Here is a 26,364-nt window from a genome sequence, read left to right on the forward strand (position 1 = left end):
AGATTACCGATCCAACATTAACAACTTGCAAAACATCGCGGCTTGCAGCGCGTGCGCATGGGGCGCAGAGCGGCAGGCTGGACCCATCCGGAGCGCATCGCCTTGCCCACGATCCTGCTGCTGATCTTCTCCAACATGTTTATGACCACCGCCTGGTACTGGCATCTCAAAGGCGGCCCACAGGTCGCCGAAAGCCGGCCGATCGTGATGGTGATCCTGGTCAGCTGGGGACTCGCCTTCGTCGAATACTGCTTTGCGGTGCCCGCCAACCGCATCGGCTTTGCCGCCGGCTGGAGCGCGGGGCAGCTCAAGGTCGTGCAGGAGGCGATCGCGCTCGTGGTGTTCGGCGCGTTCATGGTGTTCGTGCTGGGCGAGCCGCTGCACTGGCGGCACTTCGCGGCCTTTGCCTGCCTGATGGGCGCGGTCGGCTTTCTGTTCGTCGGGCGCTGACCGATCCTGCCGATCAGCCTTCCTTGGGAGGATCCTTGGCCCAGGGATTGACGTGGGCATGGGCCGAAGCGTCATCGCTGGGCGTCTCATCGGCCGATGGCGTCAGGCGCCAAGCGGTGATCAGGATGCCTGCCGCCCAAAGCAGCGCGCCCCAGCGGCTGCGAAAGATCATGCGATAACCGAACATGGGACAAGATTACCGCAGGCGAGGTTAATCATTTCCTGATCGGTGCGGCTGGGCGCAGAACCAGCCCTAAGGTGCCGTACGGATGGGGTTTCTTCCGGAACAGACGGGGCTATGCGCGCATTGCACGGCCCACCCATGCCCATTCCTGCCCTGCGCCTTGTGCCTTTGTCGTTCGCCCTGCTTGCCCTCTTCGCCGCCTGCGCGGTGCCGGCACGGAGCCGTGATACCGAAACCGCCAGCTTCGCATCCTGCGGCGCCGCGCGCCGCGTCACGTGCGTCGTCGATGGCGACACCTTCTGGTATCGTGGCACCAAGATCCGCATCGCCGACATCAATGCGCCCGAAGTCGGCCACCCTTCCTGCCCTTATGAGGCGGAGCTTGGCGCTGCAGCCACCCAGCGCCTGATCCAGTTGCTCAACGACGGGCCGTTCTCGCTGGCCGTCGAAGGCGCGCGCACGACCGATCGCTATGGCCGGGCGCTGCGCGTGGTGCTGCGCGACGGCCAAAGCCTGGGCGGCAGGCTTGAGCGCGAAGGGTTGGCGGAACGCTGGAAGGGGCGGCGCGGCAACTGGTGCGCCGCAGCCTGATCGCGCGCAGTCAGGCCGCGCGCAGGTCGGTCACGCCCTTGGCACCCCGATCGGCGGCGGACAGGCCATCGAACACCGCGTCGATGATCCGGGCGAGCTTTTCCTCGGTCAGCCGCTCCATGAACATCGTCATGGTGCCGATGGCGCAGTATGGCGCCACCATCTGGTTGACCAGGCTGATCGTCTCATCAACGCCCAGCCCTGCGAAAAAGCCCTCGCCCATCGCCTCGCCGATGATCACGCCAAGGTAGTGATCTGCCAGGTCGACGTAGCTGCGCACTTGTTCGAAGTGTTCGTTGCCGATGTCGATATAGCTCTGGAAGGCTACCGGATCGGCCTGATAGACCTTGCGCATCATGGTGAAGCGCCGCGCGAAGAACTCGTACATCTTGCGCCGTGCGGGCAGGTCGCTGGCGACCACTTCCTCCATCGCCGCAACCTTGGGGCGGAACCAGTATTCGGCCAGCGCTTCGAGCAGCGCGTCCTTGTCCTCGAAATAGCGGTAGACGGTTGCGGGCGACATCCCGGCGCGGATCGCCAGTTCCTGCATCGTCAAGGCTGGGCTGCCCCGCTCTTCCAGCAGCGCTGTCGCGATCTCGACGAGACGTTCGCGGGTCGCCTCGATATCAGTCTGGGCGCGGTTCATCGCTGCTTCCTGTTCCCCGGCAGATGGGCCTATCGGCGATTGTAGGGAGTGCATGCGGCCGTTTCAATGAAGAGCGGTGCCTTCCAACCGTCACGCGCACCGGCTAGGGATGCCATCACGTTGCAACCGAAACAAAAAACAGGAAATCGCATGCCCCGATCGTTTCGCACCGCGCCGCTCCTTGCCGCCGCCCTGCTGGCCGGTTGCGCCACGCCGTCGGTGCATCAGGCCGCGGCGCCGGTCGAAGTGGGGATCATCGCGTTCAACGATTTCCACGGCAGCCTGGAGCCCCCGCGCCAGTCGGTCATCGCGCCCGACGGCAAGGGTGGGCAGGTGCAGGTGCCCGCGGGGGGCGCGGCGTGGTTCGCCTCGGCGCTCGAATCGCTGCGGTCGAAGTATCCCAATCACCTGACGGTTTCAGCGGGTGACATGATCAGCGCCTCGCAGCTCGCCTCCTCGCTCTACCTCGACGAGCCGACCGTCGGCGTGATGAACCGCCTCGGCGTCGATTTCAACGCCGTCGGCAACCACGAATTCGACCGTGGGCGGGACGAGCTGCTGCGGATGCAGAACGGCGGCTGTGCGAAGTTCACCGCCAAGGAACCCTGCCAGCTGGAGAAGTTCCCCGGCGCCAGCTTCCGCTACCTGGCCGCCAGCACGCTGACCGAGAACGGCAGCCCGCTTTTCCCCGCCACCGGCATCCGCAGCTTCGGCACCGGAAAGCGCAAGGTATCGATCGGCGTCATCGGCCTGACGCTCAAGGGCACGACCGATCTCGTCAGCCCGGCGGGGATCAAGGGCCTGACCTTCGCCGACGAGGCGGACACGATCAACGCCGCCGTCCCCCAGCTCAAGGCGCAAGGGGCCGATGCCATCGTCGTGCTGATCCACCAGGGCGGCAAGACGCAAGGGGCGCCCGATCCCAACGGCTGCAACCAGCTGGTGGGCGACATCAAGCCGATCCTCGCGCGGCTTGACCCGCGGGTCGATCTGGTCGTTTCCGGCCACACCCACTGGGACTATGTCTGCGACTGGAGCCAGCAGGATCCGGCCCACCCCGTGCTGCTGACCAGCGCCGGGGTCTATGGCAAGGAAATCACCGACATCCGGCTCGAGATCGACCCCGTCGCGCACAAGGTCGTTGCGAAGAGCGCGCACAACGTCATCGTCCAGTCGGTGCCCTACACCTCGTCGCGTGGGCCGCTCGGCAATACCGACATCTATCCGCAGTTCGCCCCGCGCCCGGACATTGCCGCCTATGTGCAGCGCTATGTCGACGCGTCCAAGGCCTATACCGCGCGCGGCGTGGGCAAGCTGTCGGGCCCGGCGACCAAGGGCGAGGGCGCCGAAAGCGGCGTGGGCGGCACGCTCGGCAACGTCATCGCCGATGCCCAGCGTGACGCGACGGCCAGCGCCGGCGCGCAGATCGCGTTTATGAACCCCTTCGGCATCCGCGCTTCGCTGGTCCCCGCCGCCGACGGTTCGCTGACTTTCGGCGACATCTATCAGGTCCAGCCCTTCGGCAACCAGGTGGTGACCGAAACGCTCACCGGCGCCGAGATCAAGGCAGTGCTCGAACAGGGCTTCGACGACAACGGGCCCGACCAGGCGCTCGCGCCCTCGTCTGGCTTTGCCTATGTGGTCGATCGCAGCAGGCCGGTGGGCAGCCGGATCGCCTCGATCACCTTCAACGGCAAGCCGCTCGACATGACCGCGCGCTATCGCGTGACGATCAACGGCTTCCTTTCGCAAGGCGGCGATGGCTTCACCATCCTTGCCAACAAGCCCGAGGCGGTGACCGGCCCGACCGACATCGATGCGCTCGAAAGCTGGCTGCGCGCTGCGCCGATGCGCACCGTGCCGGCCGAACAGCGCGTCACTTTCGCGGGGGCAGCGGGATGAAGCCCGAGGTCCGGCGCACGTATTCGGCGTAGTCCGGTCGGCGCTTGGCCATGCCGCGTTCGAGCATCGGCTTGCCCGACCACTTCGTCAGCGTGAAGGTCAGGAATACCGGCCCGATCAGGCCGGCCAGCGCGACCGGCAGCCCGGCATCGGCCGCCATCAGCCAGATGCCCCACCACACGCAGGTGTCGCCGAAATAATTGGGGTGGCGGGTGTAGCGCCACAGGCCCGTGTCGAGCACCTTGCCCTTGTTCGCCGGATCGGCGCGGAAACGCGCCAGTTGCGCATCGCCCACGCTTTCGAACACGAAGCCCACCAGCCACAGCAGCGCGCCCGCCGCCACCAGCGCTCCGGGCGCGCCTTGCCCCGGCGCCAGGATACCGAGTTGGGCGGGCAGGCAGGTCAGGTAGAGCAGCACGCCCTGCATCGCGAACACGATGGTCAGCGCGGCGATGGCAAAGCGCCCCTCGGCCTTGGCCTTGCCCAGAATGCGGGCATAACGCGGATCCTCTCCGTTCGCGCGCCAGCGGCGGTAGAGGTGGAGCGCCAGCCGGACGCCCCAGATCGTCGTTGCCGCCGCTATCAGCACCGCGCGCAAGGGCGCATCCGCGCCGACCTGCGCCAGCGTCAGCAGCGCAAGGCCGGCCATCCCGCCCGCCCACACCGCGTCGACGAAGCTGACGTCGCCGATCCGCACCGCGATCCGCCACAGCACCAGCATTGCCAGCGCAAGGACAGCGGCATTGATCACAAGCACGTGCATCATGACAGGAGATCCTCGAAATTGCGGATGCCGCGCTCCGGGTGGCGGGGGGTGACCGTCTGGTAGATCGCGGCGATCTTGCGCATGTCGGCCTTGTAATCGCCGCTCGGCATGATGGTGGGGCCCAGCCCGCCGGTCTTGGTGCCATAATCCATCAGCCCCACCACCATCGGCACGCCAGCGGCCAGCGCGATCTGGTAGAAGCCCGTGCGCCATTCGGTCACCGCACTGCGCGTGCCTTCGGGCGCTATCGTCAGGACGAAGCGGTCACGGTTGCGGAACTCCTCGACCATCGCCTGCACCACGTTGCGCCGCTGCTTGCGGTCGATCGCGATGCCGCCCATGTCGCGCATGAAGCGCCCCAGTGGCCAGCGGAACAGACTGTCCTTGGCCATGAACCGCGCATCGAGCCCGAGCGCGTTCACCAGGCCGAGGAAATAGACGAAGTCCCAGTTCGAGGTGTGCGGCGCGGCGATGATCACGTAGCGTCCGTCCGGCGGGGGCGTCCCCACCGCGGTCCAGCCCTGCCGGCGATAGAACCACAGCAGCGCCCGCCGCATCAGCCGCGACAGCAGGCTCGGCCGCGCTTGTGGCGCAACGGTATCGGTCATCCCCATCTCCCGCGGTCGAGATTATCGCAGCCCGGCCGGATTGTCGAAGGGAACAAGCCGCCCCTTGGTGCCGTTGCCCGCAGATGGACAGAGCATCGGAAATTCCCTCGCCTTATCCGCCACTTGGCGCTTCGCGCTGGCCGGCGGTGCTGTGGATCGTGCGCCACGGGCAAAGCGCCGGCAACCTGGCGCGCGATGCCGCCACCGAACAGGGCCTTGCGCGCATCCCGCTCACCCACCGTGATGTGGACGTGCCCTTGTCCGATCTCGGCCGGCAGCAGGCAACGGCGCTCGGGCGCTGGTTCGCCGAAGCGCACGAGGATGGCCGGCCCGAAGTTCTGCTGGCCTCGCCCTATGTCCGCGCGGTGGAAACTGCGCAGCTTTTCCGCGCCAATGGCGGCTGCACCCCCGATGAGCCGGTGTGCATCGACGAACGCCTGCGCGAGAAGGAGTTCGGCATCCTCGATGGCCTGACCACCAGCGGCATTCACGAACTCCAGCCCGAACAGGCCGAACTGCGCCGCCTGCTCGGCAAGTTCTACCACCGCCCGCCCGGCGGGGAATCGTGGGTCGACGTGATCTTCCGCCTGCGCGCGTTGATGGACACGGTTTCGCTCCACCATGCCGGTCGCCGGGTGATGATCGTCGCCCATCAGGTGGTGGTGCTGTGTCTGCGCTACATCATCGAAGGGCTGGACGAAGCGCAGGTGCTGGCGATCGACCGCGAAGGCGATGTCGCCAACTGCGGCATCACCGAATATCGGTTCGATCCGGAAGCGGGCCACCACGGCGCGCTGGTGCTCGCCCGCTACAACGTCACCGCGCCGATGGTTGCTGATGACACCCCCGTCACCGCCGCGCCTGACAAGATGGTCGCCGCGCGTGGGTGAACGGCTCGAACCGCTCGATAGCGACTGGCTGCGCGCGCACCCGCTGCCGCAACCCGCTTCGGATGCGGACAAGAACGGCCGGGGCAGGGTGCTTGTCGTCGGCGGTTGCGTTACCGTTCCTGGCGGCATTCGCCTCACCGCCGAAGCCGCGTTGCGCGCGGGCGCGGGGAAGGTGCAGGTCGCCACGATCGCCAGCGCGGCGATGGCGCTGGGCGTCGCCATGCCCGAAATCGCCGTCCACGCCATGCCAGAGGCAGAGAACGGTGAGCTGGGCGCCTGCGGGGCGTTGCTGGATACGCTTGCGGGCAGGGCCGATGCGGTGATCGCCGGCCCCGCCGTTGCTTGCCACGATGCGGCGCGTCGTCTGGTCGGCGATCTGCTGTCCCACGATGGCGATGCCGAACTGGTGCTCGATGCGGGCGCGCTCATGGTTCTGGCAGAACACGGCGCAAAGGTTGCCCGGCGCGCGCGACCCGCCGTGCTCACGCCGCACATCGGGGAAATGGCCGCGCTGCTTGGCGAACCGGCCGAAGCGATAGAGGCGGACCGCCCCGCTGCCGTGCGCCGCGCCGCTGAACGCTTCGGCGCGGTCTGTGTGCTGAAGGGCGCAACCAGCCTCGTCGCGGCGCCGGGGGCCGAAGCGCTCGCCTATGCCGGCGGCGGTGTGGGGCTGGCGACCGGCGGATCGGGCGATGTCATGGCCGGCATCGTTGCCGGGCTTGCCGCGCGCGGCGCATCGCCGCGGATCGCAGCGGCATGGGCGGTGTGGCTCCATGGGGAGGCGGGGCGGCGCTGCGCCGAACAGACTGGCCCGCTGGGCTTCCTCGCCCGCGAACTGCTCGCGCATGTTCCGGGGCTGATGCGGGCGCTCTGACCCAAGGCCGCACCGGCCTCATAAGGGCTATGACTAGTTCGAGCTTCCTTGACGGTAATAAGCATGGTTATTATCGCCATGGAAAATGCAGAACAACGTTGCCTTCCTGTCCGCGGATGTCAGTCGCCTGATCCGCAAGCGGTTCGATGTCGCGGCGCGCACGCTCGGCGTCACCGGCCCGCAATGGCGCGTGCTCGCCGCGCTTCAGCGCTCGCCGGGCATGAACCAGTGCGCGCTCGCCACCTGGCTTGAAGTGGAGGCGATCACCGCCGGACGGATGATCGACCGGCTCGAAAAGGCGGGCCTCGTCGAACGGCGACCAGATCCTGCCGACCGTCGCGCCTGGCGCCTGTTCCTGACCGAGGCCGCCGATCCGCAAATGGCGCATTTGCGCGAATGCGCCGACGATGTCTTTGCCGAAGCGCTGCAGGGCCTCTCCGAAGACGAACACGAAATGCTGCTCACCCTCCTCGGACGGGTGCGCGCCAACCTTCTCGACGATGCGCCGGGCGAAACGCCTGGCGCTTCCTCTCCCTTAACTTCCAGAATTGCAGCCGAGTGACAGCGATGGCCGAAGCCGACCCGTTCCCTATCCACCAGGACGCTGCCCAGGCGGCGAAGGAGCATGCCGCCGCCACGCGCCGCAAGCGCGTTCGCCTCGTGCTGATGACCGTTGTCCCCGCGCTGATCATCGGCGGGGGCTTGTGGTACTGGTTCGGCAGCCCGGGCGAGGTCGAAACCGACAATGCCTATGTCAAGCAGGACATCGTCTCGATCGCCGCTGAAGTGAATGGGCTCATCGTCAAGGTGGCGGTGCGCGACAATCAGCACGTCAAGGCGGGCGACGTGCTGTTCACCATCGATCCCTCCTCGTTCCGCGTGGCGATGCAGCAGGCCGATGCGCAGATCGCCTCGGCACAGGCCAAGGTCACGGCGCTGCAGGCCGACGTCGGCGCCAGCGCTGCCGATCTTGCCGCCGCGCGCGATGAAGTGCGGCTCGCAGAAGCCAACTATGCGCGCGGAAAGGCGCTGATGGATCGCGGCTTCAACACCCGCGCCAGCATGGACCAGGCCGATTTTGCCGTCGCCAGCGCGCGCGACAAGCTTCGCGCGCTCGAGGCCGAGGTCGCCAAGTCGCAGGCCCAGCTTGCCAACGGCGCGCAGGTGCCGGGCGTCAATCCCGCCATCGCCGCCGCCCAGGCAGTCCGCGCCAAGGCCGCGCTCGACATGACGCGCACCGTCGTGCGCGCGCCGGCCGATGGCCGCGTCACCCAGATCAATCGCCTGCAGATCGGCCAGATGGTCTTTGCCGGCGTGCCGATGCTCTCGATCGTGCGCGACGAAGGCGCGCGGGTCGAAGCGAACTTCAAGGAAACCGACCTTGCCCGGATGCGCGCGGGCCAGCCGGCGGAAATCCGGCTCGATGCCTATCCAGGCCTCAGGCTCAAGGGCCATGTCGATTCGATCGGCGTGGGAACCGGTTCCGAATTCGCCGTGCTCCCGGCACAGAACGCCACCGGCAACTGGGTCAAGGTGATCCAGCGCGTGCCCGTGCGCATCGCCATCGACGAAAAGACCGACCGTCCGCTGATCGCGGGGCTCAGCGCGCTGGTCAAGGTCCATGTCGGCAAGGACTGAATCGCCCGCTGCCGCCGCGCCGGCGGCGCCATTGCAGACGGCGAACCGGCCGCTGCTGATCGTCGCGGTGATGGCCGCGATGGTCATGCAGATCCTCGACACCACGATCGCCAACGTGGCGCTGCCCCACATGCGCGCGTCCCTTTCAGCCACGCAGGAGACGATCACCTGGGTGCTGACCAGCTACGTGCTGGCCTCGGCGGTGGCGCTGCCGCTGGGCGGCTGGCTCGTCTCGAACTTCGGTTTGCGCCGTGTCTTCGTCATCTGCGTGATCGGCTTCACGGCTGCCTCGGTGCTTTGCGGCCTGTCGCAGAGCCTTACCCAGATGGTGCTGTTCCGCGTCGCACAAGGTCTGTTCGGTGCCTTTCTCGGCCCGTTCGCACAGACCGTCATGCTTGACGTGTCGACACCCGAAGAACGTCCCAAGATGATGAGCCTGTTCAGCCAGGGCATCATGCTCGGCCCCATCGCCGGGCCGGTGCTGGGTGGCTGGATCACCGAGAATTCGGACTGGCGCTGGGTGTTCTTCATCAACGTGCCCGTGGGGATCTTCGCCGCGCTCGTGCTCGTTGCGCTGCTTCCACGCACGCAGGTCCGCCCGCAGCGCATGGATATCCTCGGCTGGCTGTTCGTCGCGCTCGCCCTGTCCGCCTTCCAGCTGATGCTCGACCGGGGCGAAACCAAGGACTGGTTCGGCTCTGGTGAAATCGTCACCTATGCGGTCATCGCTGCGGTGGGCGCGTGGTTGACGGTGGTGCATCTTTCCACCACGCCCCGTCCGATCTACGCCCGGCGCATCTTTTCCGATCCCAACTTCGTCGTCAGCATGGGCCTGCAGTTCCTGATGGGCTCGATCCTGATCTCGGTCTCGGCGCTGATGCCGGGGCTGCTGCAGAACCTCTATGGCTATCCGGTGATCGACGCCGGCTTGCTGCTCGCCCCGCGCGGCATCGGCATGCTCGCCTCGATGATGGTGTTCGGCAAGCTCATGGGCAGGATGGACCCGCGCCTTGCACTGGGCATCGGTCTGGTGGTGACCGGATGGTCGTTGCACATGATGGCGGGGTGGTCGCCCAACATGCCGACCGGGCCGATCATCGTGTCGGGCGTGATCCAGGGCATCGGGATGAGCTTCACCTACATGCCGGTGAACCTGATCGCGTTCTCGACGCTGCCCGGGCAATACCGCACCGATGCGGCGGGCCTGCTCAACCTGTGCCGCTCGATCGGTTCGTCCATCGGCATCGCGGTCGTCACCGTGCTGCTGAGCCAGGGCATCCAGCGCAACCACGCCGAATTGACCGAGCGCATCACGCGGATGAGCGTACCTGCCGATCTCGACCGCATCACCGCTTATGGCGGCGCGGCGGAAAGCGTCGCGCGCGTGGTCGATGGCATGGTTAACCAGCAGGCGGCGATGATCGCCTATCTCAACGATTTCTTCCTGATGGCGCTGGTTTGCTGGGCGACGATCCCGGTCCTCGCGCTGGTCAAGGTCAACCGCAACGCGTCCGGGCCGATGCCCCAGATGGCCGCGGACCACTAGGCATCAGGTCACGCGGCGGGCGCGATCTCGTCGGGCCACGCGGCCATGCGCGGGGTGGACCGGCGCAGGAACAGCGACGGCAGCTTCACCAGCATCAGCGACTTGTGAATGCACCAGTCGGCCCAGACCTCGCGCCAGCGCGCCTTGGCCCGCCCGTTCTTAAGCAGCCAGCGTGCATAGGGCTGCCAATGGTCGGGCTCGTCCTTTTCCACGATGCGGAAAATGCGCGACAGGATCGCGTCCGACTTCACGTGCCGGTTGCGCAGCAGCACGTCGACTTGCGTCACGCCGCGCTGTTCGGTCAGCATGATCACCCGGCACAGCTGTTCGAAGCGGGCTGGATTTGCGACGATCTCCGCGGTGTCGAGCTCTTCGATCGGGCAGCCGAACACACGCTCGATGAAATGGTCGATGTGCCCGCAGGTCCGGTCGACCGCCAGCGGCATCCGGCCCTGCCGTTCGAACCAGCGGCGGAACATGACGTAATGCTTGCGCTCGTCCGCGCGGTGCTTCTCGACCGCGGCGATGAACCCGGCTTCATCCGGGCATCGCGCGCGCACTGCTTCGAGCACGCGGTCTAGCGACGTGTAGCCGCGGTGTTCGTTGTAGATGTAGATCGAGGCGAGGACATCCAGGAACCGCTCCCGGAAGGCTTTGAGCGGTCTGAGCATGGCGCGGTATACTCCCGGCAAAGCCGATTGTTCCCGATCAGCGCTTGTAGGGGCAGCCCTGCAAGCCTATCGGCGGCGGCAGGAAGGATCCTCGCGATGGCCCTGTTTAGCAATCCCAAGTTCCGCTGGATCGTCGAATGCGGCTGGAAGGGCCGCTGCCCGCGTTGCGGCAAGGGCCCGATGTTCCGTGGCTGGCTCAAGCTCGCCGACAAGTGCGAGGCCTGCGGCCTCGACTACAGCTTTGCCAACGCGGACGATGGTCCGGCCTTCTTCGCGCTGTGCATTACCGCCTTTCCGCTGACCTTCATCGCGGTCTGGGTTCAGGTTGCCTACGATCCGCCGTGGTGGGTCCACCTGCTGACCTCGGTGCCGATCCTTGGCATCGGCTGCCTTGCCACGCTGCGCCCGTTCAAGGGCTGGCTGGTCGCCTCGCAATACGTCAACAAGGCGGTCGAGGCGGGTACCGAAGGCCTGTGGGCCAAGCTCAATGCGCGCGAGGGCGAAGCCCGTAACGGGACCGCGCCCAACGACACCAGACACTGACGGGTTCGCGCCGTGCCGATGGGGCGGCGACGACCTGCGCTGCGGCAAACGATGGCCGAAAAAAAGCCCGGCTGTTGCCAGCCGGGCTTGGAAGTTTTGGGAGAGGATGCCTGAAAGGCCTGTCCTATATGCTCGCGACTCGGCTTTTGTGCAAGTGCGAAATGGGTCAATTCGGTTGCATTTAATGCAACTGACCCCTGTGAAAAAGGTCAGGGTCGGCGGAATTTCAGGATAAACCGGTCCGTCTTGCCGCGAACCGCAGGATCGAAGACGCCAACGTCATGGGGATCGTCAGTGCGGTGCAGCACGTCGCTGCTGCCTTCGAACACGAAGCCTGCCCCTTCCAGATCAGCTCTGACCCGTGCCGGATCGATGCGGTGATACTTGTCGACCACCGCGCGCGGGTCGCCCGCCGGGCCGACGTGGTCGATGATGACCACGGTGCCGCCGGGGCGGACCGCCGCAAACCAGTTCTTCAGCACGGCCGGCACGTCGAGCGCGGGGTGCTGGTACTTCTCCGATACGAAGTACAGATCGTGGTATTCGAGGTGCGCGAAGATCCCGTCGAGGCTTCCGGGCGCCAGCACTTGCGCCTGTGCCGGTGCAAGCAGGCTGAGCACGTTGGGATGCGCCTGCGTGATTGCTGCCCATACTTCTGGCTTGGCAAAAGCGGGGCTGTTGATGGCATAGACCCGGCCCTTGGGCCCGACCACGTCTGCCAGCAGTTCGGTGTAATACCCGCCGCCCGCGCCCCAGTCCGCCACCGCGCTTCCGGCCTTGAACCCGGCGAAGGCCAGCACCTTGTCGGGCATCCGGTTTTCATCGAGCTTGCGATTGGCATCGCTGCGGTGGCTGTCGGCAATTGCTGCGGCAACCGGATCGGCCTTCGCCGCCTTTTTCGGCGCCGCTGCGGCGGAGTGGGCCAGCGCCAGCGCGCCCAGCACGGCAAGCATGGAAATCGGCTTCATCTCGTCTCCCCTTTCAAAGGCCGTGGACAAGATCAGCGCGACTTTGCGCAGCCCCGCTCGATCTCGGGACCGATCGTCCGCGTGGCCCGATAGGGATAGATGCGGTCGGACATGCCATCGCTGCAAGGGCCTTTCTCGATGCGTAGGGTCAGCGGCTTGCCATCCAGCGCACCGCTCCATTCGGCAAAGCCAGGACCATCGCGCCGGGCCACGGTGATCGACATGCCCGAGGGGAAATCGGGCGTGCCGTACGTCAGCGTCGTGCCCACCACGTCCGCGCTCCAGAACGGTTCGGTGCCGATCGCGCGCAGCTTTCGGGGCAGGTCCAGTGGTTCCGCGCTCGCCCTTGATGCCGGAGAAGGGGCGGCCAGCGGCGTCGTCCGCGCCTGCACGTCTGCGCTTGCCGCAGCGTCGGGCGCCGTCGCATCGATCGGCGGAGAGGGGGATTGCCTGGAACAGGCGGCCAGCAGGACCAGCCCGATCACGGGCGAGAGGCGGATTTTCACGCTCAACGATCTCCTGCCCCCGGATTGTCAGGGGCAGGATAGCCGCGCCCGCCTCAATGCGCCAGCAGCAGCGGCACTTGCGCGCGGTCCAGCATCGAACGGGACACCCCGCCAAGCAGCAGTTCGCGCAAGCGGCTCTTGCCGAACAGGCCCATTACCACCAGTCCGGCGCCGAGCCGCAGCACCGTCTGTTCGATGGTGAAGGCGATCGTCCCGTTGGGCTCCACCTCGTGCACGTCGGCGTGGATGCCATGCCGCGAAAGATAGCTGGCAGCCTCGCTCGCTGGAAAATCGTCCGACTTCTCGCGCACCGTCAGCAGGTGGACCGCCGGGGCAAGGTGCAGCAGCGGCAGACTGGCGCGCAGGGCGTTGGCGGATTCGTATCCCCCATCCCAGGCCACCACCACCGGCGCATCGAAAGCCAGCATCGGCACCCCGCGTGGCAGTGCCAGCACAGGGCAGCGCACTTCCAGCGTCACTTCCTCCAGCGCCGGATCGTCGAGGCTGGCCACGATCACGTCGGCAAAGCGCGAAGCGGCGGCCAGCCCTTCGACGCGGCCATCGTCCACCACGGTCACGTCGAAGGGCACGTCCTGCCGGCCCAGCCGCTGGTTCAGAGTGGCGGCAAGCTGTTCGTCCTCGGCGCGCACTTCGTTGATCGCCACGGCGGAAAGCGCGGCGCCGCCGAACGGCTCCCACAGCGCCATCTGCGCGAACGGCGTGGCGATCTGGAAGGTCACGTGGCCATCGGTGGCGCGGGCGAGGGCAAGCGCGGTCTCGACACGATCGTCGAGCGTTTTGGCATTGTCGGCTGGGCAGAGAATGGAGCGCATGGGGATCCTCCTTGGTCTCGATCCAGGGCACGATGGGGCCGCTGGGCCGAGTCGCCCATGATCCAGGTCAAATCTGCGAAAATTCAGGCAATTGGCGCCATCGGGCCGCGCGCGGTGCCGGCGTTCGCTGCGCGGGCCTTGCGGCGATTAGTTGATCCGTTAAGGAAGGCGCGAAACCAGGCATGAGAGGAACGGGTGAATGGCCTTTGCGGCGGTGATTTTCGATTTCGGCGGGGTCATCACCTCGTCCCCGTTCGAGGCGTTCAACCGGCTGGAGGCAGAGCGCGGATTGCCCAAGGACTTCATCCGCTCGATCAATGCCCGCAATCCCGACACCAACGCCTGGGCGCTGTTCGAACGTGCCGAGATCGGCCGCGACGAATTCGACCGCCTGTTCGGCGAAGAAGCCGCCGCGCTCGGTCACGCGCTGGAAGGCCGCGCGGTGCTCGATGTGCTGGCAGGCGCGGTGCGCCCCGCGATGGTGCGCGCGCTCGATACGCTCAAGGCTGCGGGCTTCCGCCTCGGCTGCATCACCAACAACGTGCCGACGGGACACGGTGCGGGCATGGCCCGCAGCGGTGACAAGGCCGATGAGATGGAGCAGATCTTCGCGCGCTTCGAACACGTGATCGAAAGCAGCAAGGCGGGCGTGCGCAAGCCCGATCCGCGCATCTACCAGATGATGTGCGATCACCTCGGCCTCGCCCCGTCGGACTGCGTCTACCTCGATGACCTTGGCATCAACTGCAAGCCGGCCGCCGCGCTCGGCATGCACGCGATCAAGGTGACGAGCGGTGAACAGGCGCTCGCCGACCTGTCGCAGGCGGTTGGCATCGATCTGCTGGCAAACGCCTGAGGTCAGATCCGCAGGGTCCTGGCCCGGCGGAACAGTTCCAGGATCAGCGGGTCTTCCTCGCGCGCGCGGATCGCGGCTTCGAAGCGGACCTCGCGCGCCGGGCGGGGCAGCACCTCGACCAGCGCCCCGCTCGCAAGATCGGCGCGGACCATCGGCTCTGGCAGCACCGCTGCGCCGCGTCCGCCGCGCACGATCTCGATCAGCAGGCGCACGTTGTTGCAGGTGGCGATACCCCGCGCCGCCATTCCGTTCGCGGCAAGGCTTTCGCGCATCGCGCCGTGGATTGGGGAGTTGGTCGGCAGCGTCCACACCGGTAACGGCGCATCGAACCCCGCCTTTGCGGTCTCGGGACTCGCCACCCAGACAAGCGCCACCGCCCCGATCGGCGCGGTGACCAGGCCCGGGCTCGCCACCGGGCCTGCCAGGAACACCAGGTCGCTGCGGCCGGTCTGCACCTGCTGCAGCATCCGCGCGGTCAGGTCGATCTCGATCTCGAGCGAAACGCCGGGCAGGTCCTGCTCCACCGCGTTGACGAAGCCGGGCAGGCAGGTCGCCGCCGCGATCTCGCCCGCGCCCACCCGCACCACGCCCGTGGCGCCGGCAAAGTCACTCGCCTTCAGCAGGGCGCGTTCGAACCCGGCGAACAGCGGTTCGCAGTCGCGCACCAGTTCGCGACCCTTGGCTGTCAGCACCACACCGCGCCCTTCCTTGCGGAACAGCGCGACGCCAAGTTGCTCCTCCATCTCGCGCACTCGCGCCGATATCGCCGGCTGGGTTGTGTTGAGCCGTTCGGCGGCCGCGCGGAAGGTGCCGAGCCGGGCAATCCAAAGCAGCGTTTCGAGATGAAAGAGGGCCAGGCGACGCATCACCACAGTTTATCGGATAAGATAAAAAAGTATCGCTATTTTCGATTGGTTGTCCGGGGTAGGCTTTGCCGACAATTCGGAGGATCTGATGGCAAAGAAGCTCTATCCCGATGCCGCCGCCGCGCTCGACGGGCTGCTGCGCGACGGGCTGCTGATCGCGTGTGGCGGCTTCGGCCTCTGCGGCATTCCCGAACGCCTGCTCGATGCGGTGCGTGACAGCAGGGTGAAGGACCTGACCTTCGCCAGCAACAACGCCGGCATCGACAACGAAGGCATCGGCAAGCTGCTGCGCACGCGGCAGGTGAAGAAGATGATCTCGTCCTACGTGGGCGAGAACAAGGAGTTCGAGCGCCAGTACCTTTCGGGTGAGCTCGAGGTCGAATTTTGCCCCCAGGGCACGCTCGCCGAACGGATGCGGGCAGGCGGCGCGGGCATCCCCGGCTTCTACACCAAGACCGGCGTCGGCACGCTGGTGGCCGAAGGCAAGGAAGTGAAGAGCTTCCGGGGCGAAGACTACATCCTAGAGGAAGGCATCTTCGCCGACCTCGCCCTCGTCAAGGCGTGGAAGGCGGACGAAACCGGCAACGTCGTGTTCCGCAAGACCGCGCGCAACTTCAACGTGCCTGCCGCCACCTGTGGCAAGGTCTGCGTGGTCGAGGTCGAGGAAATCGTCCCCACCGGCAGCCTTGATCCCGACGCGATCCACCTGCCAGGCGTCTACGTCCAGCGGCTGATCGTCGGCAGCCCCTACGACAAGAAGATCGAGTTCCGCACCGTTCGCGAGAAGGAGACCGCCTGATGCCCTGGTCACGTGACGACATGGCGGCGCGGGCCGCACGCGAGCTTGAGGACGGTTTCTACGTCAACCTCGGCATCGGCATCCCTACGCTGGTGGCCAACCATATCCCCGCCGGCATGACCGTGACGCTGCAGAGCGAGAACGGGATGCTGGGCATCGGGCCGTTCCCGTTCGCGGGAGAGGAAGATCCCGATCTGATCAACGCCGGCAAGCAGACGATCAGCGAGCTGCCGCAGTCGGCCTATTTCGACAGCGCGCAGAGCTTCGCGATGATCCGCGGCGGGCACATCGACCTGACCGTGCTGGGTGCGATGGAAGTGGCCGAGAACGGAGACATCGCCAACTGGATGGTGCCTGGCAAGATGATCAAGGGCATGGGCGGGGCGATGGACCTTGTCGCCGGCGTCAAGAAGATCATCGTGGTGATGGAACACTGTGCCAAGGACGGGAGCCCCAAGTTCATCCCGGCCTGCACCCTGCCGCTGACGGGGCGCAACGTTGTCGACATGATCGTGACCGACCTTGCCGTGTTCCAGCGGCCCGATCATTCCTCGCCCTTCCGCCTGATCGAGCTTGCGCCCGGCGTCACGGCGGACGAAGTGAAGGCCAAGACGACCGCGCACTTCGAGGCCTGATCTGGCAGGCGGCGGGGTCGCCGGCGAAGGAGGCCCCGCATGTACACCCTGATCACCGCCAACCGGAACTATTCGAGCTGGTCGCTGCGCCCCTGGGTGCTGATGAAGGCGCTGGGCATCCCCTTCGCCGACCGGCTCGAACCGTTTGCCAAGCCGGTCAACTACGACGAATTCCGCGCCTTTTCGCCGACCGGGCAGGTGCCGGTGCTGATCGATGGCGAACGGACGGTGTGGGACTCGCTCGGCATCGCGCTGTACCTTGCCGACCGGCACGGCGGCGTGTGGCCCGACGATGCGGCGGCCAAGGCGTGGGCGGCTTGCGTCGTGGCCGAAATGCACGGGGGCTTTTCGGCCCTGCGCAACGATTGCACCATGAACGTGGGCGTGCGGGTCAGCCCCAAGCCGATGCGCCCGGCGCTGGTGAAGGACGTGGGCCGCATCCGCGAGATCTTCGAGGAAGGTTTAGACCGCTTCGGCGGCCCGTGGCTGGCGGGCGATCGCTTCAGCGTGGTCGATGCCTTCTATGCTCCGGTCGCCTTCCGCGTCCGAACCTATGGGCTCGACGTCGGGCGAGGGCAGGCCTGGGTCGATCACATCCTTGCCTGCGAACCGATGCGCCAGTGGGAAGCCGAAGCGCTGATCGAGAGCTGGCGGGAAGAGAGCCACGAGGCCGAACTGGCCGAGGCCGGAGCGATCATCGCGGACTATCGCAAGGCCCCAAGTTGACGAAGTTGACAGACTACAATGGGCAAATGTCAACTTGCGGGCAGCAGGAGGCCAGCTGCTCGCAACGCTTGGTCAAGCTGCTGATATAATTTGGCATTATTCGTCCTCCGCTGAATTTCGCGGTCTTATAATGGGCGTCCGCGATGTAGGACATGTCTTGCATATGCAAGACGCGTGTCAACTTCATGTCACGAGTTAATTGATCGATTAAGAATCGACTGGAAATTGCCTTCGCGCTGTGGGACATCCTCTGCCCGACAAGGCCGCCGCATGAGGTGCGCCGCGGACGAGAGGATGGACCCGATGAACAACGCCGTGAGCCGCATGGTCGGTTGCGAATTCCCGCTCTTCGCCTTCAGCCATTGTCGCGACGTGGTGGTTGCGGTGAGCAAGGCGGGCGGTTTCGGCGTGCTGGGCGCGGCGGCCTTCTCTCCCGAAGAGTTCGAGCGTGAACTGGCCTGGATCGACGAGCACATCGATGGCGCCCCCTATGGCGTGGACGTGCTGGTGCCCGAAACGGTCGATCCGCGCGTGCTGGCGCTTTCGACCAACGCCGCGCGCGCAGCGGCGATCAGCCCGGAGCACAAGGCGTTCACCAGCAACCTGCTGAACAGCTACGGCGTGCCTCCGGTGGGCGAAGACATGGGCGTGCCCGAAGGCGCGGGCATCACGCCCGAGATCGGCCTTGCGCTGATGGAGGTCGCCTTTCGCCATCCCATCCGGATGATCGCCAACGCGCTGGGCATCGCGCCTGCCAGCATGATCGAGGAGGCGCACAAGCGCGGCATTCCGGTAGGCGCGCTGGTCGGCGCCAAGGAACACGCGCTGCGCCAGGCGGCGGCCGGCGTCGACATCATCGTGGCGCAGGGCGGCGAAGCCGGCGGCCACTGCGGCGAAGTGGCGACGATCGTGCTGGTCCCCGAAGTGGTCCGCGCGCTGAAATCTGCGGGATACGAGACGCCGGTGCTGGCCGCCGGCGGTATCATGACCGGCAGCCAGATGGCGGGCATGATGGCGATGGGCGCGCAAGGGGCGTGGTGCGGATCGGTGTGGCTGGCGACGACCGAGGCCGAGACCAGCGAGACCTTCCGCGACAAGATGGTCGCCGCGCGCAGCCGCGACACGGTGCGATCGAAGGCGCGCACCGGCAAGCCCGCGCGGCAATTGAAGACCGGCTGGCACGAGGCGTGGGAAGGACCGGACAGCCCCGGCACGCTGCCTATGCCACTGATGGGCCTCGTTTCCGAACCATCGTTCCGCCAGATCGAAAAGGCGGCGGCAGGCGGTAACCAAGGCGCGCGCGACCTGGTCAGCTATTTCGTCGGGCAGGGGGTCGGCCTTGTCGAGCAGGTCCGTTCGGCGCGGGCGGTGGTGCAGGAATTCCGCGAGGAATTCGCCGAAGCCGCAGGCAATCTGGTGGCGATGATCGGGGACTGACGCGCGCTGTCGCAACCTTCGAGGGCGAGCGGCGTTTGAAAACCCGCGCGCCGGTTCCTAGCTGGGATGCCGGTCCCATTCGCTGGACGGAAAGAAGGCGGTTTTTCATGGCAGACGCGGCAACCATCCCCGACAGCAGGGTCGTGCGGCTTCAGGTCGCAGGCTCGCGGCAGGAAGAAAGCGGCCACGGCATCGCGCGGATCAGCCGCGCGGTTATGGGACAGCTCGGCGTGACCGAGGGCGACGTGATCGAGATCGTCGGCAAGCGCAGCACGGCGGCGCGAGCGGTGCTGCCCTATCCCGAGGACGAAGGGCTCGAACTGATCCGCCTCGACGGGTTGCAGCGCGCCAATGCCGATGTCGGTTCGGGCGAACATGTCGAAGTGCGCAAGGCGGACAGCCGACCGGCGCAACGCGTGGTGTTCGCCCCGGCGCAGCGCGACTTGCGCCTGCAAGGCCCGGCGGCGGCGCTGAAGCGCAACTTTGCCGGCCGTCCGCTGGTGACGGGCGATCTCGTCGCCACGGCCGGGCAGCAGCAGGTCAATCGCGGCGACATGCCGCCGCAGCTGCGCCAGATGCTGAACGCGCCGGCCTTCGCGCTGACCCAGATCCGCCTGACGGTGGTGTCGACCGTGCCCAAGGGCGTGGTCCACATCGACGAGAACACCGAAGTCGAACTGCGCCCCGAGTACGAAGAGCCGCGTTCGAGCCGCGCCGACGTCAATTACGACGACGTGGGCGGCATGACCGACACCATCCGCCAGCTGCGCGAGATGGTCGAACTGCCGCTGCGCTATCCCGAACTGTTCACGCGCCTGGGCGTAGAGCCGCCCAAGGGCGTGTTGCTGCATGGCCCGCCGGGAACCGGCAAGACGCGGCTGGCACGTGCTGTCGCCAACGAAAGCGATGCATCGTTCTTCACCATCAATGGGCCCGAGATCATGGGCTCGGCCTATGGCGAGAGCGAGAAGCACCTGCGCGAGGTGTTCGAGGAGGCGACCAAGAACGCCCCTTCGATCATCTTCATCGATGAGATCGATTCGATCGCGCCCAAGCGCAGCCAGGTGCAGGGCGAGGCGGAAAAGCGCCTCGTCGCGCAGTTGCTGACGCTGATGGACGGCCTGCAGGCGCGGTCCAACCTGGTGGTGATCGCCGCGACCAACCGGCCCGACGCGATCGACGAGGCGCTGCGCCGGCCGGGCCGGTTCGACCGCGAGATCGTGGTTGGCGTGCCCGACGAAAGCGGGCGGCGCGAGATCCTGGGCATCCACACCAGAGGCATGCCGCTGGACGAGGATGTCGACCTCAAGGAACTCGCCCGGACGACGCACGGCTTCGTCGGCGCCGACCTTGCCGCGCTGGCCCGCGAGGCGGCGATCGAAGCCGTTCGGCGGATCATGCCCAAGCTCGATTTCGAGCAGCAGACGATCCCGCAGGACGTTTTGGACAGCTTGCGCGTTGACCGCGACGACTTCCTGCAGGCGTTGAAGCGCGTGCAGCCTTCGGCGATGCGCGAAGTCATGGTGCAGGCGCCGACGATCGGCTGGTCCGATGTCGGCGGTCTGGACGACGCGCAGGAGAAGTTGCGCGAAGGCGTCGAGCTGCCGCTCAAGAACCCCGAGGCGTTCCACCGGCTCGGCATCCGGCCGGCCAAGGGCTTCCTGCTCTATGGCCCGCCGGGAACCGGCAAGACGCTGCTGGCCAAGGCGGTTGCCAAGGAGGCCGAGGCGAACTTCATCGCGATCAAGTCAAGCGACTTGCTGTCCAAGTGGTATGGCGAGAGCGAGCAGCAGATCGCGCGGCTGTTCGCCCGCGCCCGGCAGGTCGCGCCCTGCGTGGTGTTCATCGACGAGATCGACAGCCTGGTGCCCGCGCGCGGGACCGGGGTGGGCGAACCGCAGGTGACGGCGCGCGTGGTCAACACCATCCTTGCCGAAATGGATGGCCTCGAAGAGCTGCAGTCGGTGGTGCTGATCGGTGCGACCAACCGGCCAAACCTGGTCGATCCGGCGCTGCTGCGCCCGGGCCGGTTCGACGAGCTGGTCTATGTCGGCACGCCGAGCGCGGAAGGTCGCGAGCACATCCTGCGCATCCACACCGCGAACATGCCGCTGTGCGCGGACGTCAACCTGGCGGACGTAGCGAAGAAGACCGAGCGCTTCACCGGCGCCGATCTGGAGGACGTGGTGCGCCGGGCCGGCCTCAACGCCATCCGTCGCGCCGGCGGCGAAGTGCAGCAGGTGATCGGGGCAGACTTTGCCGAGGCGCTCGAGGATTCGCGCGCCACGGTGACCGAGGACATGGAAGCCGAATACGGCCGGATGAAGGGCGAGCTCAAGAAGCGCGCGATGGAGCCCAGCCCGATCGGGTTCCTCAGCCCCGGCATGGTCCAGCCGATCCGCGAAACCAAGCACGGGTAAGCGCAGGGCGCTTGCCTGAAACCAACGGAAAGGCGGCGGGAAACTGCCGCCTTTTCTTGTAACTCGCGGGGTGTCCCGCGCTTCAGTTTTCGATGGGGAAATCCAGCTCCACGACGATGCCTTCGGCTTCGAAGCGGCGGACGATGGTGCCGCCGAGCTGTCGTTCGGAACTGCGGATCAGCATCGAGCCGAAGCCTTCGCGCCCCGGCTTGCCGCCTTGCGGGGGCACGAAATCCTGCCCCTGTTCGGACCAGCGCATCCGCACGCGGCCGGCCTCTTGGCGCCAGTCAACCTTGAGCACGCCGCCCGGGCGCGCCCAGGCGCCGTACTTGACCGCGTTGGTGACCAACTCGTGCAGCACGAGGCCCAGCGGCACGGCATGGCGGCCGGAAATCACCAGCGGCCCGCCCGTCACTTCGCACTTCTCGCTGCTCGACCGGTAAGGGGCGAGCGCCTTGCCGACGAGATCGGCGATATCGACCTGCGTTTCGCCGGGCGAGCCTTGCGTCACGTCGTGCGCGGTGACCAGCGCATGGATGCGCTTGGCGATGCGGTCGACAGCGGGGGCGGCCTCTGGATCGTGGCGCGCCGACATCTTCACGATGGCCAGCACCACCGCGAAGATGTTCTTCACGCGGTGGTTCAGCTCCTTGGCCAGAAGGTCGGCCCGGTCGCGTGCTTCGGCAATGGCGTCGGCATTGGCGGCGGCGGCTTCGGCCTGGGCGGTGCGGATCGCCTGCCACAGCCCCAGCACCAGCGCGCAGACGATGACGACGAACAGCAGCGCGAGCGAGGGCACGATGCGTCCTTCGGCTTTCGCCGCGCGGTGGGTGGCATCGTCGAGATGCGCGCGCTCGGACACCTCGAGCCGGCGCACGGCAGAGCGCAGGCCGTCCATCGCGATCTGGCCCTCGTCGGACAGGATGCGGGTCTGCGCATCGACGATGCGGCCCTGTTCGACCAGCTTGATCGTGGCCGACATCTCGGCCCACTTGGCATCGCCCAGCCGGTCGATCTCCTCGAGCAGGGCAAGCTGCTGCTCGTTGACTTCGTTGCCGAGCCGCTGGCGCAGGGCCTCGCTCTCGCGCTCGTAGTCCGAACGCCCGCGGAAGTAAGGCGTCAGGTATCGGCGATCGTTGGTGATGAAGTAGCCGCGCTGCGCCGTTTCGCCGTTGATCGCGGCGGTGACCAGCCCGTTGAGCGCGGCCAGCACGGCGGACGTGCGTGTCGCCTGCTCGCGCTGCACGCGTTCGGCCTCGACGGTCGCGAAGATCAGGGTAAAGGTGCCGAGCAGCGCCATCGCGACGACGGTGAACAGGGCCAGCGTCGGCACGCGTGGAGCGCGGCGCCACCAGCGTGCCTGCAGCCGGGGCTCGGCGGATGGATCGCTGGCCATAGGCGGGCGTGCCTAACCTATGTTAGGCGCAACGGCAATGGTACAGCAGGGGGCATGCAGAGGGCATCCGCGTGGCGCGAATGCTTGACGCCGGGCGCGCTCTTGCCTATGCGCCGCCCCCTGATTCCGCGTCACCTCGCTTGCCGGGGCGACCAGCCATCCGATTCGAACGAAAAGAGCAGACCGATGAAGCGCACTTTCCAGCCCAGCAACCTCGTGCGTGCCCGCCGCCACGGCTTCCGCGCCCGCACCGCCACCGTCGGCGGTCGCAAGGTGCTGCGCGCCCGTCGCGCCCGCGGCCGCAAGAAGCTTTCGGCCTGATCGCCGACCCGACGCAAGGTCCGGGCGGGGCGTCTGCCATGACGCCGAAGCTTGCGACCATTGCGAAGCGGGCGGACTTCCTTGCCGCAAACCATGCAATCCGGGTCGCAAGGCCCGGATTTGTGCTGTTGGTGAACCCGCTCGAACGCGTCGACGGATCGCAGCGCTTCGGCGTGACGGTGACCAAGAAGATCGGCAATGCGGTGGTGCGCAACCGCATGAAGCGCCGTTTCCGCGCGCTAATGCGCGAACTGCTTCCCACCAGCGGCGTCGCTGGTGCCGACCACGTGCTGATCGGCCGCGAGACGGGCATCGAGCGCGACTTTTCCCTGCTGCGCGAGGAACTGGCCGGCGCACTGGCGCGGGCCGCCGCGGGCAAGGGCGATCCGCCGCGCGGCCGGGGCGGGCGCAAGGGTGGACCGGGGGGCAAGGCGACGGGCAAGTCGGCACCCAACCTCCACGGGCGCGGCAAGTGAAACGGCTGCTGATTCTGGTGGCGAAGGGCTGGCAACTTGGCCCATCGCGCGTGCTGCCGCCATCGTGCCGCTATGCGCCTTCGTGTTCGCAGTACGCGATCGAGGCGCTGGAAAAGCATGGTGCGATTAAGGGTGGCTGGCTTGCCGTGAAGCGGCTATTGCGCTGCCACCCATGGGGCGGCCACGGCTATGATCCGGTGCCCTGAGCGGCGCAGGACCGGCGCCGAGAGACATTCCCCTGACGACGATTTGAACGAACGCGAGGCATAGTGGAAAACCAGCGCAACCTGATCCTCACGGTGGTCCTGATGGGCCTGCTGCTGATCGGCTGGGATATCGGCCTGCGGTATTTCTACCCGCAGAGCGCGCAGAAGCCGAAGGCCGTTGCCTCCGCGCCCGCTGCCGCCGGCGATGCCGCGCCCGCCAAGCCCACCCGCGAAGGCGGCCTGCAGAACCCCGCCGACCAGGCGCTGGAAAAGCAGGACCTGACGCAGGCGCTGGCCGCGCCCACCCGCGTCGCCATCGATGCGCCGGGCCTGAAGGGTTCGATCAACCTGATCGGCGGCGCGATCGACGACCTGACGCTGGCCCGCCATCGCGAAGCGCTCGACAAGACCAGCGCGCCGGTCCGCCTGTTTTCGCCCGCCGGCACCCCGGCGCAGCATTTCGCGCAGCTTGGCTGGGCAGCCAAGGGCAGCTTTGCCGTGCCCGATCAGCGCACGCAGTGGACGGTCGAGGGCGCGAAGCTGACGCCGGCGACCCCGGTCACGCTCAAGTGGACCAACCCCACCGGCCAGACTTTCGCGATCCGCTATGCGATCGATGAAAACTACATGATCACCGCGACGCAGAGCGTGACCAACGCCGGTGCGGCGCCGGTCGTCGTGCAGCCGATCGCGCAGATCAACCGCACCGACCGCACCGCGAGCGTCGATACCTGGCAGGTCCATTCGGGCCCGATTGGCGCGTTCGACGGATCGGTGAACTTCGCCACCAACTACAAGGACGTGACTGCCGCCGGCACCGTGGCCGCCGCGGGCAAGCCTAACTGGATCGGCTTTACCGACATCTACTGGCTGTCGGCCCTTGTCCCCGATGCGGGCGCCAAGGTGGATGGCGATTATCGCGCGCTGGGCAACGGGCTGTTCCTGGCCGATCTGCTGTACCAACCGGTCACCGTCGCGCCGGGGCAGACCCAGACGCAGAACGTGCGCCTGTTCGCCGGGGCCAAGGAAAACAAGATCCTTGAGGCTTACGAAAAGCAGGGCGTGACCAACCTGTCGCTGTCGATCGACTGGGGCTGGTTCCGCTGGTTCGAAAAGCCGATCTTCTGGCTGCTCGATTCGCTGTTCCGCACGGTGGGCAACTTCGGCGTGGCAATCATCCTGCTGACGCTGATCGTACGCGGCATGATGTTCCCGATCGCCCAGCGCCAGTTCGCCAGCATGGCGGCGATGAAGGCGATCCAGCCGAAGATGAAGGCGCTGCAGGAACGCTACAAGGACGACAAGCAGAAGCAGCAGCAGGAAATCATGGCGCTGTACAAGCAGGAGGGCGTCAACCCGCTCGCCGGCTGCCTGCCGATCTTCCTGCAGATCCCGGTGTTCTTCGCGCTGTACAAGGTGCTGGTGTTGACGATCGAGATGCGTCATCAGCCGTTCGGCCTGTGGATCCACGATCTTTCCTCGCCCGATCCGCTGCACGTGCTCAACCTGTTCGGCCTGCTGCCGTTCACCCCGCCGAGCTTCCTTGCCATCGGCCCGCTGGCGATCCTGCTGGGCATCACGATGTGGCTGCAGTTCAAGCTCCAGCCTTCGGCGATGGACCCTGCGCAGCAGCAGGTGATGAGCATCATGCCGTGGATGATGATGTTCGTGATGGCACCGTTTGCCACTGGGCTGCTGATCTACTGGATCACCTCGAACCTGCTCACCATCGGCCAGCAGCGCTATCTCTACAGCCGCCATCCGCAGCTGAAGGCGCAAGGCGCGAAGGACCAGCAGGACATCGACCGCGCCGTGGCACGCGACAAGAAGGCGTCGGCTTCGAACAAGCCGAAGGCACGTTGAGCGAGCCCCTGACCCCTTCGCCCGCAGAGGTCGCATCTTCCAGCCTGTCGCCGGAGGAACAGGCCGCGCGCGCCGAGCTGATCGAGCGCGCCCGGCTGCTGTTCGCGGGGCGGATCGACTTCCTCAAGTCGGCCCCGGCGCTGAAGTTCCTGCCCGATCCGACGGTGCCGGAAGTGGCCTTCGCGGGCCGTTCGAACGTGGGCAAGTCGTCGCTGCTCAATGCCCTGACCGGGCGCAAGTCGCTGGCGCGCACGTCGGTGACGCCGGGCCGCACGCAGGAGCTGAACTACTTCGAAGTGGGCGAGCCGACCCGGCTGCGGCTGGTCGACATGCCCGGCTACGGCTTTGCCAAGGCGCCGCCCAAGGTGGTGGAGCAGTGGCGGCGGCTGGTGCGCGACTTCCTGCGCGGGCGCGTGGTGCTAAAGCGCACGCTGCTGCTGATCGACAGCCGCCACGGCATCAAGCCGGTGGACGAAGACATGATGCAGATGCTCGATGAAGCGGGTGTCGGCTATCGGGTGGTGTTGACCAAGGCGGACAAGATCAAGGCGAGCGAGCTGGCGGCGGTGACCGCCGCGACCGAAGCGGCCGCGCGCAAGCGCACCGCCGCCTATCCGCAGGTGATCGTCACCTCCTCGGAAAAGCGCATGGGTATCGAGGAACTGCGTGCCGCCGTGCTGGAAGACGCCGAACAGTAGGCCGTCACGAATGCCGCGTCTTTTGTTGCCAAGAAGAGCGGCCCTGCGA

General features: G+C 66.8%; 30 protein-coding genes. 20 read left to right on the top strand and 10 right to left on the bottom strand.

Annotated elements, in window-relative coordinates; genetic code table 11:
* Nucleotides 1-102: 102 nt before the first annotated feature.
* Nucleotides 103-450, top strand: coding sequence for a DMT family protein (locus HHL27_RS16025; RefSeq protein ID WP_169494506.1), 348 nt, complete (start codon nt 103-105; stop codon nt 448-450).
* A gap of 13 nt (nt 451-463) precedes the next feature.
* Here the strand turns inward: HHL27_RS16025 and HHL27_RS16030 are convergent, their stop codons facing one another.
* Nucleotides 464-622: a hypothetical protein gene (locus HHL27_RS16030; protein ID WP_206069659.1), complete on the bottom strand. Its 159-nt coding sequence runs from the start codon at nt 620-622 to the stop codon at nt 464-466.
* A gap of 150 nt (nt 623-772) precedes the next feature.
* Here HHL27_RS16030 and HHL27_RS16035 point away from each other — a divergent pair, with 150 nt between their 5' ends.
* Nucleotides 773-1,225, top strand: a complete 453-nt coding sequence (locus tag HHL27_RS16035) for a thermonuclease family protein (protein ID WP_240959909.1) — start codon at nt 773-775, stop codon at nt 1,223-1,225.
* A 10-nt stretch (nt 1,226-1,235) separates the two neighbouring features.
* Here the strand turns inward: HHL27_RS16035 and HHL27_RS16040 are convergent, their stop codons facing one another.
* Nucleotides 1,236-1,871 (bottom strand): TetR/AcrR family transcriptional regulator, encoded by a 636-nt coding sequence (locus HHL27_RS16040; RefSeq protein ID WP_169494398.1) that lies wholly within the window; start codon nt 1,869-1,871, stop codon nt 1,236-1,238.
* 150 nt (nt 1,872-2,021) lie between these two features.
* Between HHL27_RS16040 and HHL27_RS16045 the strand changes: the two genes are divergently transcribed.
* Nucleotides 2,022-3,773, top strand: coding sequence for a bifunctional metallophosphatase/5'-nucleotidase (locus HHL27_RS16045; RefSeq protein WP_169494399.1), 1,752 nt, complete (start codon nt 2,022-2,024; stop codon nt 3,771-3,773).
* Here the strand turns inward: HHL27_RS16045 and HHL27_RS16050 are convergent.
* Entirely contained in the window at nt 3,748-4,539 is a 792-nt protein-coding gene (locus HHL27_RS16050; protein ID WP_169494400.1) for a DUF1295 domain-containing protein, read from the bottom strand. The genes HHL27_RS16045 and HHL27_RS16050 overlap by 26 nt on opposite strands.
* Nucleotides 4,536-5,147: a lysophospholipid acyltransferase family protein gene (locus HHL27_RS16055; protein WP_169494401.1), complete on the bottom strand. Its 612-nt coding sequence runs from the start codon at nt 5,145-5,147 to the stop codon at nt 4,536-4,538. Before HHL27_RS16055 ends, HHL27_RS16050 begins: the two co-directional genes overlap by 4 nt.
* Nucleotides 5,148-5,230: 83 nt before the next feature.
* Between HHL27_RS16055 and HHL27_RS16060 the strand changes: the two genes are divergently transcribed.
* The 5 genes from HHL27_RS16060 (at nt 5,231) to HHL27_RS16080 (ending at nt 10,095) form a co-directional block, all read left to right on the top strand.
* Nucleotides 5,231-6,037, top strand: a complete 807-nt coding sequence (locus HHL27_RS16060; RefSeq protein ID WP_169494402.1) for a histidine phosphatase family protein — start codon at nt 5,231-5,233, stop codon at nt 6,035-6,037.
* Nucleotides 6,030-6,911: an NAD(P)H-hydrate dehydratase gene (locus tag HHL27_RS16065; RefSeq protein ID WP_338114925.1), complete on the top strand. Its 882-nt coding sequence runs from the start codon at nt 6,030-6,032 to the stop codon at nt 6,909-6,911. Before HHL27_RS16060 ends, HHL27_RS16065 begins: the two co-directional genes overlap by 8 nt.
* An 85-nt stretch (nt 6,912-6,996) precedes the next feature.
* Nucleotides 6,997-7,473, top strand: coding sequence for a MarR family winged helix-turn-helix transcriptional regulator (locus HHL27_RS16070; protein ID WP_169494404.1), 477 nt, complete (start codon nt 6,997-6,999; stop codon nt 7,471-7,473).
* Between the two features lie 5 nt (nt 7,474-7,478).
* A complete protein-coding gene (locus HHL27_RS16075) occupies nt 7,479-8,549 on the top strand; it encodes an HlyD family secretion protein (protein ID WP_169494405.1) in 1,071 nt (356 codons plus the stop codon).
* Nucleotides 8,533-10,095, top strand: a complete 1,563-nt coding sequence (locus HHL27_RS16080; protein ID WP_169494406.1) for a DHA2 family efflux MFS transporter permease subunit — start codon at nt 8,533-8,535, stop codon at nt 10,093-10,095. The genes HHL27_RS16075 and HHL27_RS16080 overlap by 17 nt, the downstream gene beginning before the upstream one ends.
* 8 nt (nt 10,096-10,103) lie before the next feature.
* Here the strand turns inward: HHL27_RS16080 and HHL27_RS16085 are convergent, their stop codons facing one another.
* Nucleotides 10,104-10,766: a ferritin-like domain-containing protein gene (locus tag HHL27_RS16085; protein WP_169494407.1), complete on the bottom strand. Its 663-nt coding sequence runs from the start codon at nt 10,764-10,766 to the stop codon at nt 10,104-10,106.
* Between the two features lie 96 nt (nt 10,767-10,862).
* Between HHL27_RS16085 and HHL27_RS16090 the strand changes: the two genes are divergently transcribed.
* Entirely contained in the window at nt 10,863-11,309 is a 447-nt protein-coding gene (locus HHL27_RS16090) for a DUF983 domain-containing protein (protein ID WP_169494408.1), read from the top strand.
* 209 nt (nt 11,310-11,518) lie between these two features.
* On the opposite strand, the gene HHL27_RS16095 is transcribed toward HHL27_RS16090, so the two are convergent.
* The 3 genes from HHL27_RS16095 to HHL27_RS16105 are packed head-to-tail and all read right to left on the bottom strand — an operon-like array spanning nt 11,519 to nt 13,616.
* Entirely contained in the window at nt 11,519-12,277 is a 759-nt protein-coding gene (locus HHL27_RS16095) for a class I SAM-dependent methyltransferase (RefSeq protein ID WP_169494409.1), read from the bottom strand.
* A gap of 32 nt (nt 12,278-12,309) precedes the next feature.
* Complete coding sequence (locus HHL27_RS16100) at nt 12,310-12,783, bottom strand: COG3650 family protein (protein WP_169494410.1); 474 nt, start codon at nt 12,781-12,783, stop codon at nt 12,310-12,312.
* Between the two features lie 53 nt (nt 12,784-12,836).
* Entirely contained in the window at nt 12,837-13,616 is a 780-nt protein-coding gene (locus HHL27_RS16105) for a universal stress protein (RefSeq protein ID WP_169494411.1), read from the bottom strand.
* A 199-nt stretch (nt 13,617-13,815) separates the two neighbouring features.
* Here HHL27_RS16105 and HHL27_RS16110 point away from each other — a divergent pair, with 199 nt between their 5' ends.
* Nucleotides 13,816-14,472: an HAD-IA family hydrolase gene (locus HHL27_RS16110; RefSeq protein WP_169494412.1), complete on the top strand. Its 657-nt coding sequence runs from the start codon at nt 13,816-13,818 to the stop codon at nt 14,470-14,472.
* 2 nt (nt 14,473-14,474) lie between these two features.
* On the opposite strand, the gene HHL27_RS16115 is transcribed toward HHL27_RS16110, so the two are convergent.
* Nucleotides 14,475-15,338, bottom strand: a complete 864-nt coding sequence (locus tag HHL27_RS16115) for a LysR family transcriptional regulator (protein ID WP_169494413.1) — start codon at nt 15,336-15,338, stop codon at nt 14,475-14,477.
* 88 nt (nt 15,339-15,426) lie between these two features.
* On the opposite strand from HHL27_RS16115, the gene HHL27_RS16120 reads away from it, so the two are divergent.
* From HHL27_RS16120 to HHL27_RS16140, 5 genes are all read left to right on the top strand, one after another.
* Nucleotides 15,427-16,137 (top strand): CoA transferase subunit A, encoded by a 711-nt coding sequence (locus HHL27_RS16120; protein WP_169494414.1) that lies wholly within the window; start codon nt 15,427-15,429, stop codon nt 16,135-16,137.
* Entirely contained in the window at nt 16,137-16,772 is a 636-nt protein-coding gene (locus HHL27_RS16125) for a CoA transferase subunit B (RefSeq protein WP_169494415.1), read from the top strand. The genes HHL27_RS16120 and HHL27_RS16125 overlap by 1 nt, the downstream gene beginning before the upstream one ends.
* 39 nt (nt 16,773-16,811) lie before the next feature.
* Nucleotides 16,812-17,498: a glutathione S-transferase N-terminal domain-containing protein gene (locus HHL27_RS16130; RefSeq protein WP_169494416.1), complete on the top strand. Its 687-nt coding sequence runs from the start codon at nt 16,812-16,814 to the stop codon at nt 17,496-17,498.
* A gap of 303 nt (nt 17,499-17,801) precedes the next feature.
* Entirely contained in the window at nt 17,802-18,935 is a 1,134-nt protein-coding gene (locus HHL27_RS16135) for an NAD(P)H-dependent flavin oxidoreductase (RefSeq protein WP_169494417.1), read from the top strand.
* 107 nt (nt 18,936-19,042) lie between these two features.
* The gene (locus HHL27_RS16140) at nt 19,043-21,355 is read left to right on the top strand and encodes a CDC48 family AAA ATPase (RefSeq protein ID WP_169494418.1); all 2,313 of its coding nucleotides are present in this window, start codon (nt 19,043-19,045) and stop codon (nt 21,353-21,355) included.
* A gap of 82 nt (nt 21,356-21,437) precedes the next feature.
* On the opposite strand, the gene HHL27_RS16145 is transcribed toward HHL27_RS16140, so the two are convergent.
* Complete coding sequence (locus HHL27_RS16145) at nt 21,438-22,751, bottom strand: sensor histidine kinase (RefSeq protein ID WP_169494419.1); 1,314 nt, start codon at nt 22,749-22,751, stop codon at nt 21,438-21,440.
* Nucleotides 22,752-22,937: 186 nt separating this feature from the next.
* On the opposite strand from HHL27_RS16145, the gene rpmH reads away from it, so the two are divergent.
* The 5 genes from rpmH to yihA all read left to right on the top strand — a co-directional run bounded on the left by rpmH (nt 22,938) and on the right by yihA (nt 26,315).
* Nucleotides 22,938-23,072, top strand: a complete 135-nt coding sequence (rpmH, locus tag HHL27_RS16150; RefSeq protein ID WP_058735136.1) for a 50S ribosomal protein L34 — start codon at nt 22,938-22,940, stop codon at nt 23,070-23,072.
* 38 nt (nt 23,073-23,110) lie between these two features.
* Nucleotides 23,111-23,548: a ribonuclease P protein component gene (gene rnpA, locus HHL27_RS16155; protein ID WP_169494420.1), complete on the top strand. Its 438-nt coding sequence runs from the start codon at nt 23,111-23,113 to the stop codon at nt 23,546-23,548.
* Nucleotides 23,545-23,754, top strand: coding sequence for a membrane protein insertion efficiency factor YidD (gene yidD, locus HHL27_RS16160; RefSeq protein WP_169494421.1), 210 nt, complete (start codon nt 23,545-23,547; stop codon nt 23,752-23,754). The genes rnpA and yidD overlap by 4 nt, the downstream gene beginning before the upstream one ends.
* Before the next feature lie 63 nt (nt 23,755-23,817).
* Nucleotides 23,818-25,617 carry a membrane protein insertase YidC gene (gene yidC / locus HHL27_RS16165; protein WP_169494422.1) on the top strand — a complete coding sequence of 600 codons (1,800 nt, stop codon included), beginning with the start codon at nt 23,818-23,820 and terminating at the stop codon, nt 25,615-25,617.
* A 44-nt stretch (nt 25,618-25,661) separates the two neighbouring features.
* Complete coding sequence (yihA, locus tag HHL27_RS16170) at nt 25,662-26,315, top strand: ribosome biogenesis GTP-binding protein YihA/YsxC (RefSeq protein WP_169494507.1); 654 nt, start codon at nt 25,662-25,664, stop codon at nt 26,313-26,315.
* The last annotated feature ends 49 nt before the right edge of the window (nt 26,316-26,364 follow it).

It is taken from the genome of Novosphingobium olei, from assembly GCF_012927405.1.
Lineage (GTDB): Bacteria > Pseudomonadota > Alphaproteobacteria > Sphingomonadales > Sphingomonadaceae > Novosphingobium > Novosphingobium olei.

Coding starts and splice junctions, on each gene's coding strand:
- HHL27_RS16040 (WP_169494398.1), bottom strand. CDS start 1,871: ATGAACCGCGCCCAGACTGATATCGAGGCGACCCGCGAACGTCTCGTC.
- HHL27_RS16145 (WP_169494419.1), bottom strand. CDS start 22,751: ATGGCCAGCGATCCATCCGCCGAGCCCCGGCTGCAGGCACGCTGGTGG.
- HHL27_RS16070 (WP_169494404.1), top strand. CDS start 6,997: ATGCAGAACAACGTTGCCTTCCTGTCCGCGGATGTCAGTCGCCTGATC.
- HHL27_RS16095 (WP_169494409.1), bottom strand. CDS start 12,277: ATGAAGCCGATTTCCATGCTTGCCGTGCTGGGCGCGCTGGCGCTGGCC.
- HHL27_RS16110 (WP_169494412.1), top strand. CDS start 13,816: ATGGCCTTTGCGGCGGTGATTTTCGATTTCGGCGGGGTCATCACCTCG.
- HHL27_RS16055 (WP_169494401.1), bottom strand. CDS start 5,147: ATGACCGATACCGTTGCGCCACAAGCGCGGCCGAGCCTGCTGTCGCGG.
- HHL27_RS16060 (WP_169494402.1), top strand. CDS start 5,231: ATGGACAGAGCATCGGAAATTCCCTCGCCTTATCCGCCACTTGGCGCT.
- HHL27_RS16050 (WP_169494400.1), bottom strand. CDS start 4,539: ATGATGCACGTGCTTGTGATCAATGCCGCTGTCCTTGCGCTGGCAATG.
- HHL27_RS16115 (WP_169494413.1), bottom strand. CDS start 15,338: ATGCGTCGCCTGGCCCTCTTTCATCTCGAAACGCTGCTTTGGATTGCC.
- HHL27_RS16080 (WP_169494406.1), top strand. CDS start 8,533: ATGTCGGCAAGGACTGAATCGCCCGCTGCCGCCGCGCCGGCGGCGCCA.
- HHL27_RS16140 (WP_169494418.1), top strand. CDS start 19,043: ATGGCAGACGCGGCAACCATCCCCGACAGCAGGGTCGTGCGGCTTCAG.
- HHL27_RS16085 (WP_169494407.1), bottom strand. CDS start 10,766: ATGCTCAGACCGCTCAAAGCCTTCCGGGAGCGGTTCCTGGATGTCCTC.
- HHL27_RS16045 (WP_169494399.1), top strand. CDS start 2,022: ATGCCCCGATCGTTTCGCACCGCGCCGCTCCTTGCCGCCGCCCTGCTG.
- rpmH (WP_058735136.1), top strand. CDS start 22,938: ATGAAGCGCACTTTCCAGCCCAGCAACCTCGTGCGTGCCCGCCGCCAC.
- HHL27_RS16075 (WP_169494405.1), top strand. CDS start 7,479: ATGGCCGAAGCCGACCCGTTCCCTATCCACCAGGACGCTGCCCAGGCG.
- rnpA (WP_169494420.1), top strand. CDS start 23,111: ATGACGCCGAAGCTTGCGACCATTGCGAAGCGGGCGGACTTCCTTGCC.
- HHL27_RS16090 (WP_169494408.1), top strand. CDS start 10,863: ATGGCCCTGTTTAGCAATCCCAAGTTCCGCTGGATCGTCGAATGCGGC.
- HHL27_RS16125 (WP_169494415.1), top strand. CDS start 16,137: ATGCCCTGGTCACGTGACGACATGGCGGCGCGGGCCGCACGCGAGCTT.
- HHL27_RS16135 (WP_169494417.1), top strand. CDS start 17,802: ATGAACAACGCCGTGAGCCGCATGGTCGGTTGCGAATTCCCGCTCTTC.
- HHL27_RS16035 (WP_240959909.1), top strand. CDS start 773: ATGCCCATTCCTGCCCTGCGCCTTGTGCCTTTGTCGTTCGCCCTGCTT.
- HHL27_RS16105 (WP_169494411.1), bottom strand. CDS start 13,616: ATGCGCTCCATTCTCTGCCCAGCCGACAATGCCAAAACGCTCGACGAT.
- HHL27_RS16130 (WP_169494416.1), top strand. CDS start 16,812: ATGTACACCCTGATCACCGCCAACCGGAACTATTCGAGCTGGTCGCTG.
- HHL27_RS16120 (WP_169494414.1), top strand. CDS start 15,427: ATGGCAAAGAAGCTCTATCCCGATGCCGCCGCCGCGCTCGACGGGCTG.
- HHL27_RS16030 (WP_206069659.1), bottom strand. CDS start 622: ATGATCTTTCGCAGCCGCTGGGGCGCGCTGCTTTGGGCGGCAGGCATC.